The organism is Streptomyces sp. NPDC059718 (genome assembly GCF_042733315.1).
In the GTDB taxonomy this organism is placed as follows: domain Bacteria; phylum Actinomycetota; class Actinomycetes; order Streptomycetales; family Streptomycetaceae; genus Actinacidiphila.
Genome location: NZ_JBHWGA010000010.1, coordinates 216,586 through 227,528 on the forward strand (window position 1 = coordinate 216,586; position 10,943 = coordinate 227,528).

At 72.6% G+C, this 10,943-nt stretch carries 6 protein-coding genes; all 6 read left to right on the forward strand.

All coding sequences use genetic code 11. From position 1 onward, the window contains the following. Nucleotides 1–692, forward strand: a 692-nt coding sequence (locus ACFV3E_RS14645; RefSeq protein WP_500535021.1) for a TetR/AcrR family transcriptional regulator, incomplete at its 5' end; no start/stop codon positions are given. A 415-nt stretch (nt 693–1,107) separates the two neighbouring features. Further along, nucleotides 1,108–1,335, forward strand: a complete 228-nt coding sequence (locus ACFV3E_RS14650) for a type A2 lantipeptide (RefSeq protein WP_499515114.1) — start codon at nt 1,108–1,110, stop codon at nt 1,333–1,335. Nucleotides 1,336–1,439: 104 nt separating this feature from the next. After that, nucleotides 1,440–2,246 (forward strand): hypothetical protein, encoded by an 807-nt coding sequence (locus ACFV3E_RS14655; protein ID WP_500364338.1) that lies wholly within the window; start codon nt 1,440–1,442, stop codon nt 2,244–2,246. After that, on the forward strand, nt 2,243–4,498 hold the full coding sequence (locus ACFV3E_RS14660; protein ID WP_500535022.1) for an NHLP family bacteriocin export ABC transporter peptidase/permease/ATPase subunit: 2,256 nt from the start codon (nt 2,243–2,245) through the stop codon (nt 4,496–4,498). Before ACFV3E_RS14655 ends, ACFV3E_RS14660 begins: the two co-directional genes overlap by 4 nt. Continuing rightward, a complete protein-coding gene (locus ACFV3E_RS14665; RefSeq protein ID WP_500535023.1) occupies nt 4,499–7,360 on the forward strand; it encodes an NHLP bacteriocin export ABC transporter permease/ATPase subunit in 2,862 nt (953 codons plus the stop codon). Nucleotides 7,361–7,865: 505 nt separating this feature from the next. Further along, nucleotides 7,866–10,772, forward strand: coding sequence for a S8 family serine peptidase (locus ACFV3E_RS14670; RefSeq protein ID WP_500535024.1), 2,907 nt, complete (start codon nt 7,866–7,868; stop codon nt 10,770–10,772). Nucleotides 10,773–10,943 lie beyond the last annotated feature (171 nt).

Consider the following 10,943-nt stretch of genomic DNA (forward strand, 5'->3'; position numbering starts at 1 on the left):
GCTACGGACCCGGTGACGTCCGTCACATCGTCTCGCCCGCCGACCCCCCCCCCCCGGGTGGGCCGCCCGGCCCGCCCCGGGCCCCCACGCCCGGCCGGGCGGCGACCACCCGTCAGGCGCTGCTCAAGGCGGCCCGCGAGGTCTTCGGGGAGTCGGGGTACGCGGCGGCCGGCGTCGCCGAGGTGGTTCGCCGCGCGGACGCCAGCGTCGGCGGGCTCTACCACCACTTCGACGGCAAGGTGGACCTCTTCCTGGCCCTGTGGGAGGAGTTCCGCACCGCCCAGGTCCACACCACGGCCCGCGCGGTGGCCCGGCTCCGCGAGAGCGGGGAGAACCGGCCCCGCGCGCTCTTCCTCACCGGCACCCGCGCCTACCTGGAGCACACCTGGGCGCGGCGGGAGATGGCCAGGCTCTTCTACACCGGGGACACCCCGCCGGGATTCGACCTGCTGGGCCGGCAGAACCTCCGGACCTGGATCAGCCACAACGCGACCCTGCTCGGGATCACGCAGGAGCGGCCGGGCGACCGCGCCCTGCTGATCGCGCTCACGACGACGATCGCCGAGATCGGACGGGAACTCGTCGCCTGCGACGACCCGCGCGAGGCCGCCGACCTCACGGACACCGCCCTGGAACTCATCGGCAGGCTCTGCGACTTCGGGCTGTCGGCCGCCGCCGACGCCACCGGCTGAACCCTTCCGGTCACGGGCCCCGACGTCCCGCGCGCCGCGGATCCGCCCTGGTCACGGGCGGGCGGAGCGGCTCAAGCGCAGGGCTGAACATTACCTTCGGTAAATCTGCACACCGCACACGCGGGCGACATACGCCCGCACGTACGCGCGGGACATCCCCCGCCGGTGCGCGCGGTTTGATCAGGAGTGCCCGGTTCCGCAGCCCCGGCGGGAAGCCCGTCTGTGAAGGAATTGCCACCGGGGCGTGGGAAATACGGCACACAGGTGAAGCCGCGGATCCGAACCAAATTCGAACGCGGCAATCTCCAATTGGCCGTCCCACCTGCTCCCATGCTTGTATCCCGTGCCGTGGCGAAGAGGTTGCCCCCCTGATGATTCGCCACATGAAATGTGTTCACACGAAGGGAAACCCCCCATGGACTTCACCCCCCAGGTTGAGACCCGCGAGATCTCCGACGCGGACCTGGACAACGTCTCCGGCGGTCTCGTGGGCGGGCTCGTGGCCAACGCCACCGGCACCGTCGAGTCGATCGCCCCGGTCGCCGGCACCGTGTCCGGTGTCGTCGGCACCGTCGAGGGCCTCTCCGGCGTCAACACCGGCGCTGTGACCGGCCTGGCCACCGGCCTGATCGCGGGTCTCTGAGACTGATGGATCCGCGGGTCCCGGAGGCCTCCCTTCCGGGGCCCGCGGACGCCATTGAGGCCTTGTGTCCCAATGGCGAGGGATGCGGCTGAGGGAAGAGTTCCGTGCAGTTTCGCCAAAAGGCCCTTGCCAAGCTCCAGTCACCGGAAGAACTCGATCTCCCGGTGCGTTTCGCGCGCCCGCAGGGCCGTCTCGTGCTCTCCGTCGCCATTCTCGTGATGGCCGCCGCGAGTTCCTGGGCGGTAAACGGTTCCGTGTCCTCGAAATTGAGCGCGCCCGGAATCATCGGCTACGGGCAGGGCAGTTACGTCCTGCAGAGTCCGGTCGCCGGACAGGTCACCCGGGTCCTCGCCGAGGAAGGGGAGCGCCTGCCCGCCGACGCCCCGTTGCTCAGCGTGCGCACACCGCGCGGCGACACCGTCGTCCGCACCGTGGCCGCGGGCCGGGTCAGCGCCCTGGTGGCCTCGATCGGCACCGTCGTCACCGTCGGCGCGGACGTGGCGACCGTCGAACGCGCCGCCCGCACCGGCGACCCGCTCGTCGCGACCCTCTACGTCCCGGCGACCGGCGCCTCCTCGGTGCCGGTGGGCGCCGCGGTGGACCTCGCCGTCGAGTCCGCGCCCCAGGCCCGGTACGGGGTGCTGCGCGGCCATGTGCGGGCCGTCGGCCGTACCTCGCGCACCGCCCGGCAGATCGCCGCCGACCTCGGCGACCCGCAACTCGCCGCGCAACTCACCCGCGCGGGACGCCCGGTGGCCGTCGTCGTGACGCTCGACGCCTCCTCCCGCACCCCGACCGGCTACCGCTGGTCCAAGGGCGACGGCCCCTCGTACGAGCTGGACTCCATGACCCTGGCCACCGGCGCCGTCCACCTGGCCGCACAGCGCCCGATCGATTGGCTGCTCCCTTGACCGCGCCCGCCCGGCCCCAGCAGCGGCCGCTGCCGCCCGCCGGCCGCCGCAGACACCGCCCCGAGCCCGCACGCACCCGCCGGCAGCGGCCGGGCCGCAGGCCCCGGAGCGTCCGCACCCCCACCGTGCTGCAGATGGAGGCCGTGGAGTGCGGCGCGGCCTCCCTGGCGATGGTGCTGGGCCACTACGGCCGGCACGTACCGCTGGAGGAACTGCGCATCGCCTGCGGCGTCTCCCGCGACGGCTCCCGCGCCAGCAACCTGCTGAAGGCGGCCCGCGGCTACGGCCTGCAGGCCAAGGGCATGCAGATGGAGACCGCGGCCCTGACCGAGGTGCGCGCCCCGGCCGTCCTCTTCTGGGAGTTCAACCACTACGTCGTCTACGACGGCATGGGCCGCCGCCTCGGCCGGCGCGGCGTCCACGTCAACGACCCGGACAAGGGGCGTCGGTTCGTGCCGCTGGAGGACTTCGACACCAGCTTCACCGGTGTCGTGCTGACCTTCGAGCCGGGCCCGGACTTCCACCGCGGCGGCCGCAGGCCCGGCGTCCTCGGCGCCCTCCCGGCCCGGCTGCGCGGCACCAGCGGCACCATGCTCGCCGCGCTGGTGGCCAGCCTCCTGCTGGTCGCGGTCGGGGCCGCGCTGCCCGCGCTCAGCCGCACGTACATCGACCTGTTCCTGATCGGCGACCAGACCTCGCTCCTGGGCACGCTGTTCGCGTCGATGGCCGCGATGGTGGCGCTCACCGCCGCGCTCACCGCGGTCCAGCAGTCCAACCTGCTGCGCGGCCGGATCATCTCCTCCACCCTCGGCAGCGCCCGCTTCCTGCGCCACCTGCTGCGGCTGCCGGTCACCTTCTTCACCCAGCGCAATCCGGCCGACCTCGTGCAGCGCCTGCAGTCCAACGACGCGGTCGCCGAGACCCTCGCCCGCGACCTGGCCGCCGCGGCCGTCGACGGCGTCGTCGTCGTGCTCTACGCGCTGCTGATGTGGACGTACGACCCGCAGCTCACCGTCCTCGGGGTGGGGATCGCCCTGCTCAACGCCGTCGCCATGCGCGTGGTGACACGGCTGCGGGCCACCCGGACGCAGAAGCTGCGCGCCGACAGCGCCCGGCTCACCAACACCTCGTACACCGGCCTGCAGTTGATCGAGACGATGAAGGCCACCGGCGGCGAGAACGGCTACTTCCGCCGCTGGGCCGGACAGCACGCCGCCACCCTGGAGGAGCAGCAGAGGCTCGGCGTGCCCAGCGCCTGGCTGTCGGTCGTCGCCCCGACCCTCGCGACGCTCAACAGCGCGCTCATCCTGTGGATCGGCGGGCTGCGGGCGGTGGAGGGGCACATCTCGATCGGCCTGCTCGTCGCCTTCCAGTCCCTGGTCGTCCGGTTCACCGCGCCCATCACCCGGCTCAACGGCGTCGCCGGCCGCATCCAGGACTTCGCCGCCGACGTGGTGCGGCTCAAGGACGTCGAGAACTTCCCCGTCGACTCGCTGTACGCGCGCCCCGAGTCCGGGGCGAGCACCCGCCGGCTGAAGGGCCACGTCACGCTGGAGGACGTCACCTTCGGCTACAGCCCCCTCGACAAGCCGCTGCTGTCCGGTTTCTCACTGTCCGTCGCGCCCGGCCGCCAGGTCGCGCTCGTCGGCGGCTCGGGCAGCGGCAAGTCCACCGTCTCCCGGCTGATCGCGGGGCTCTACAGCCCCTGGGAGGGCACGATCCGGATCGACGGGCAGCGCCTGGAGGACATCCCGCGCGGCGCCCTGGCCGCCTCCGTCTCCTTCGTCGACCAGGACGTCTTCCTCTTCGAGGGCACGGTGCGCGACAACGTCGCGCTGTGGGACCCCTCCATCCCCGACGGGGACGTCGAGGCCGCGCTGCGCGACGCCTGCCTGTACGAGGTCGTCGCCCGCCGCCCCGGCGGCGTCCACAGTCACGTCGAGCAGGACGGCCGCAACTTCTCCGGCGGGCAGCGGCAGCGGCTGGAGATCGCCCGGGCCCTCGTCCGGCGGCCCAGCGTGCTGGTGCTCGACGAGGTGACCAGCGCCCTCGACGCGGAGACCGAGCAGGTCATCATCGACAACCTGCGGCGCCGCGGCTGCGCCTGCGTGGTGATCGCGCACCGGCTCAGCACGGTCCGCGACAGCGACGAGATCGTGGTCCTCGACCACGGCACGGTCGTCGAGCGCGGGCGCCACGAGGAGCTGATCGCGGCGGGCGGCGCGTACGCCGCCCTGGTCAAGGAGCACTAGGTGATCCCCGTACAGCCCGGCACCGCCGCCGGCGATCCGGTCCTGACCGCCCTCGGCGGGCTCGGCGGCCCCGTCGACTGCACCGGCCTGCGCAGCCTGCCCCTGGAGGGCCCGCACGTGCTGTGGCTCGTGGTGGCCGGCGCCCTCGACCTGTTCGCGGTCGACGCCGCCCAGCAGGGCCACTGGCACTACCTGGGCCGTCTGGAACCCGGCACCCTCCTCCTCGGCCCGGTCGAGGGGCCCCGGCACACCCTCGTCGGACGCCCGCTGCAGGGCTGCTTCCTGCGCCACGTCCCGCTGCGCGAGCTGTACCGGCCGCACCCGCACCAGGCGGCGCACGGCGACGGCTGGGCGCAGCAAGGCCCCTACGGCGCCGGCCACGACACCCGGGAGCTCGCCCTCAGCCTGCTCGAGCACGCCTTCGCGCTCGGTGTCGGACGCAGTCAGCGGGTGCTCTACGAGGCCCCGCTGACCGGCCGCACCACGGAAGGCGAGCACGTCGCCGACGACGACATCCTGTGGCTGCCGGTCCTTCCGGGGAGCGTGCAGTACGGCGCCGCGTACTCCGCGGAGGCGGCGGGAGACCTGCTCCTCGACGGCGCGATGTGGCAGAGCATGGTCAACCAGCAGTACCGGCTGCTGTCGACGCTGGACGGCTGGATCGAGGGCCTGGAGCGCGCCCACGAGGACCGCACGGCCGCGGGCATCAGGGCCGGGGAGGCCGTCCGCGAGCAGGCCGACCGCGATCTGGTGGCCTCCATCGCCACCTCCCGCAAGGCCCCCACGCGTACCGCCGCGGCCTCCGACGACACGACGTACGCCGTCTGCCGGCAGGTCGCCGAGGCCGCCGGGATCACCCTCACCCCGCCGTCGCGCAGCGGCGCGGTCAGCGACCGCATGGACCCGGTCGAGCGGGTCGCCGTCACCTCCGGCATCCGCACCCGCCCGGTACGGCTCGACGACGCCTGGTGGCGGGAGAACACCGGCCCCCTGGTCGGCCGGCGCGCCGCGTCCGGCGCACCGGTGGCGCTGCTGTGGCGGCGCGGCGGCTACGAGGCGGTCGGGCCCGGCGGCAGCAGCCGCGTGCGGGTCGCCGACCACAACGCGGAGGACTTCGAGGAGCGCGCGGTCATGCTCTACCGGCCGCTCCCCGAACGCGGCACCGGGCTGACGCGGCTGCTGCGCTTCAGCCTCCGGGGCTCCGCGGGCGATCTGCGCAACCTCGTCCTGAGCAGTCTCGTCACCGTGGGCCTCGGTGCGTTCGTGCCCATCGCGACCGGACAGGTGCTGGGCACGTACGTACCGGACGCGGAGACCGGGCTCATCGTCCAAGGCGCCCTGGCCGTCGTCGTCACCGGCCTGGTGTGCGCCGTCTTCATGCTGATGCAGAACCTCACCGTGCTGCGCATCGAGGGCCGCATCGAGGCCACCTTGCAGCCCGCCGTGTGGGACCGTCTGCTGCGCCTGCCGACCGGGTTCTTCGCCGGCCGCTCGACCGGCGAGCTCGCCAGTGCCGCGATGGGCATCAGCGCCATCCGCCGGGTGCTCGCCGGAGTGGGCCCGGTCGCCGTCCAGGCGACGACGGTCGGCGCGATGAACCTCGTCCTGCTGCTCCTGTACAGCGTCCCGCTCGCACTCGCCGCCCTCGGCATGCTCGTCGTCATCGGGGCCCTGCTCCTCGGCCTCGGGCTGTGGGAACTGCGCTGGCAGCGACGGCTGGTGGTGCTCGGCAACCAGCTGAACAACGAGGCCTTCCAGACCCTGCGCGGCCTGCCCAAGCTCCGCGTCGCCGCCGCCGAGAGCTTCGCCTACGCCGCCTGGGCCCGCCGCTTCGCCCGCAGCCGCGAACTCCAGCAGCGCGCGGGCCGCATCAAGAACATCACCACCGTGCTCAACGCGGTCTACCTGCCGCTGTGCTCCCTCATCATGTTCATGCTGCTGGCCGGCCCGGCCAGGGGCTCGCTGTCCGCGTCCGGCTTCCTCACCTTCAGCACCGCCATGACCATGCTGCTGACCTCGGTCACCCAACTCACCGGGGCGCTGCTGTCGGCCGCGGCGGTGCTGCCGATGTACGAGCAGGTCAAGCCGATCCTCGACGAGGCGCCCGAGGTGCGCGGCGGCAGCACCCAGCCGGGCGTCCTCTCCGGCGCGATCGAGGCCCGCAACCTCTCCTTCCGCTACTCCGGCGACGGCCCGCTCGTCCTCGACGACGTCTCCCTGCGGGTCGGGCCCGGCGAGTTCGTGGCGATCGTCGGCCCCAGCGGCTGCGGCAAGTCCACCCTGCTGCGCCTGCTCATCGGCTTCGACCGGCCCGCCTCCGGCAGCGTCCTCTACGACGGCCAGGACCTGGCCGCGCTCGACCAGGGCGCGGTCCGCCGGCAGTGCGGCGTGGTGCTGCAGAACGCCCAGCCGTTCACCGGCTCGATCCTCGACTGCATCTGCGGCGCCGAGGTCCACACCCAGGAGGAGGCGATGGAGGCCGCCGCCATGGCCGGTCTCGCCGAGGACATCAAGCGCATGCCCATGGGCCTGCACACCATGATCGCGGGCGGCAGCACCATCTCCGGCGGCCAGCGCCAGCGCCTGATGATCGCCCAGGCCCTGATCCGGCGGCCCCGCATCCTCTTCCTCGACGAGGCCACCAGCGCCCTCGACAACGAGACCCAGCGCACCGTCATCGACAGCACCCGGCGGCTGCGCGCCAGCCGCGTCGTGATCGCCCACCGGCTCTCCACCGTCATGGACGCCGACCGCGTCGTCGTCATGGAGGACGGCCGCGTCGTCGAGGAGGGCCGCCCCGCCGACCTGCTGGCGAACCCCGGCGGCCGGCTGCACGAACTGGTGCGCCGTCAGATGAGCTAGATCAGGCGCCCTGCTGGTGCACTCGGTCACCCGTGAACGTGCTCTCGGTGTCGGTATCCCGACACCTGTCCGCAAAACGACAGGCAGTCGGGTGCGGACGTCGCTCAGGGCCTCGGCAACGTGCCGCCCCCCGAGAACCCCGCGATCAGCATTCAGGAGCACGGACCGAACCACCACCCCCCGTATCCGAGTTCGTGCAGCTCAGGGCTTTGAGGGGCTCGAGTCCCCGCACCTCGGGGATCGACCGGGCGCCGTTCCCGTCGCGGGGAACCCACCGCGCCCGCGGCGGCGAAACACCCCCAACAGGCGGCCGCGGCAACGCCGGGCGCGACGGATCGTCATTCGAATGTGATCTTCGCGTGATCGGTTGGAGGTTGGGTGTGACGGACATTCACACCGTTAACTTCATGGGAGGAGACTCGTGGTCACGAGCGCGAGCCTTCGACGACGACGCCGAATCGTCGCGGCGTCGGCAATCACCGTTTTCGCCACCATATTCAGCAGCTTGGGGAACATCGGGCCGGCCGCGGCACAGACCGGCGCTCCGCTGCCGGACCTGAAGCTGGGCCAGTACGACCACTCCCGAGCGGCCCTCACGGGCGGTGGCGCCCTGCACACCGCCGCGCAGCCCGACACCATCAAGGGGCAGTACGTCGTGCGGCTGCGGGAAGCGCCCGTCACTTCGTACACGGGCGGCGTCAAGGGACTCGCGGCGACGAGACCGGTGGCCGGGCAGGAGCTCCAGCCTCATTCGGCCGCGGCCGAGAAGTACCGCAAGCACCTGGGCGACGCGCAGCGTGACGTGCTCGGCGACTTCGGCGTACGGGCGCAGCGGACCTACACCACCGCCTTCAACGGCTTCGCCGCCAAGCTGACCGGCGCGCAGGCCGGCGAGCTGTCCAAGGACCCGCGCGTCGCCGCGGTCACCCCGGCCCGTCTCGTGAAGGCCGACGCGGCGACGACCGGGACGACGCAGGCGGCGCAGCCCCCGGCACAGGCGCCGGCGCGGACTGCTCCGCAGACCGCGCCGCAGACCAAACCGGCCCATGGCTCCGATGTGGTCATCGGCGTGATCGACACCGGCATCTGGCCGGAGAGCGCCTCCTTCGCCGCCACCATGCCGCGGCCCGCGGGCTGGCACGGCACCTGCCAGACCGGTGAGGGCTTCCCCGCCGGCGCCTGCAACGGCAAGATCGTCGGCGCCCGGTACTTCGCCGACGGGTGGCTCAGCGCCTACGGCTCGCTCCCCGACGGGGAGAACCTCTCGCCTCGCGACATGAACGGGCACGGCACCCACACCGCCTCGACCGCGGCGGGTCTTCCCGTCAAGCACGCGATGGTCCTCGGGCACGACTACGGCGCGATCTCCGGGGTGGCGCCCGACGCGCGCATCGCCGTGTACAAGGCCCTTTGGGGCGGCTCGGGCACGGACGCCGACATCATCGCGGCGATCGACGCGGCGGTGGCCGACGGTGTCCAGGTCATCAACTACTCGATCGGCAACTCGATGGGCGACTACCAGCCCAACAGCCCGATCGGGGACGCCTTCCTCAACGCCTACCTCGCCGGCGTGTTCGTCGCCGCGGCGGCCGGCAACGACGGCATGTCCGGAATGGTCAGCAACGCCGAACCATGGGTGACCACGGTGGGCGCGACGGTGGAGCGTTCCCACGAGGCGACCGTGCGGCTCGGCGACGGCACCCGCATCGTCGGCACGTCGATGGACCAGCTGCCGTCCCGTCGCAGCACCCCCATCGTCTTCGCCGACCAGGCCGGATCGCTCGACGACGGCGCGCAGTACTGCTGGTCCGGAAGTCTCGACCCCGCCAAGGTCAAGGGCAAGATCGTGGCCTGCGACTTCATCGACCCCGTCGACGCGGTGGCGACGGTCAAGGCCGCCGGCGGTGTCGGCGTGGTGCTGTTCCAGTCGACCGGCAACACGCGGCTCAACGTGATCTACGACTTCCCGACCGTCTACCTGTGGAGCGCCGAACAGGCGGGCAAGCTCTTCAACTACCTGTGGGCGCACCGGACTGACGGGACCGCGTCGCTGGTCGAAGGCGGGGACGGCAGCAGCCTCGTGGGACTGCCCAGCGTGGCCGGCCTCTCGTCGTACGGCCCCGACCAGGTCCACACCGGTCTGCAGAAGCCCGACCTCGTCGCGGACGGCATCGACGTGGTGGCGGCGGTCTCGCCGATGGACGGCGGGCGTCTCTTCGACGCGTACTCGGGTACCTCCATGGCGGCCCCGCACGTGGCCGGCATGGCCGCGCTGCTGCGCGCCCGGCACCCGAAGTGGTCGCCCGGTGCGACCGCCTCGGCGCTGCGCACCACCGCGAGCGACACCCAGGGCACGGCCGGCCCGTTGCAGCAGGGTTCCGGCATGCCCCGTACCTCGTCCGCCGACGACCCGGGCCTGGTGATCGAGCCTTCCGCAGCCGAACTGACCGCCTTCGCTTCCGCGGCGACTCCGGACGGCAAGGAGATCAACCTGCCCTCGATCGCGCTGCGCGAGTACGACGGGACGAAGCCGGTGCGCCTCACGCGACGCCTGACCAACGTCGGCACGCGGACCGAGACGTACACGGCGCGCGTCGAGGGACTGACCGGGATGAAGGTGACGGTCAGCCCCCGGACGATCTCGGTGAAGCCCGGTGCCACCGCCACGGTGACCATCACGCTGGAGCGCGGCACCGCGACCTGGGACCGCTACACCACCGGTTCACTGGTGTTCACGAGCGCCGAGCACCGGGTGCGGCTGACCGTCGCCGGCCGGCCGTGGGGCTTCACGCCGCGGCCGTACGACGACACGGGAATCGAGTTCGGCCGCACCGGCGGGCAGGGCCAAGGCTTCCTGGAGCCCGGCTTCACCGGCCCGCTGGCCGGCCGCACCACCGGGTACACCCCCGTGACCTGGACCGACAAGAAGCTCACGACCTCCGTCAGCGGCGGCGTCTTCTCCCCCGGCGGGGTGGGTACCCAAGGCACGAAGATCACCGTGCCGCGCGGCGCGGCCGGACTCGTCGTGCAGACGGCCTCGGACGACCCCAACACCAATCTCGACCTCTACCTCTACAAGGACGGCAAACTCGTCGACCGAAGCTGGGCGTCGTGGCACAGCAACGAGCGCAGCGTCCGGTTCTTCCCCGAACCCGGCGTCTACACCGCTTACGTGCACGCCCAGACGGCCACGTCGCCCGACATTCCCTACCGGCTCGGGGTGACCGTCATCCCTGAGAAGGCCGACCGGCGCAACGCCACCTTGACCACACCGTCCGCGGTGCAGCGGGGTGGGAACGCGCAGGTGACACTGAACCCGGTGGGCCCGCAGCCCGACGTCGAGCAGTGGGCGTACACCGAGTTCCGCACCGGCCGGACCGTCGTACCCGGTCTGCTGATCAGTTCCCGCTGACCGCAGACCGATGTGCCGACCATTTCATGCCGAGCCGGGGGGGGGGGGGGCCCCACGTAGGGCGGGCCCCCGCCCGGGGGGGCCCGCGGCGGGGGGCCAGGGGGGGCGGGAGGGGGGGGGGCTTTACCGGCGCCGGGGGGGGGGGGGGCGCCCGGGGGGGGTCGAGGGGGA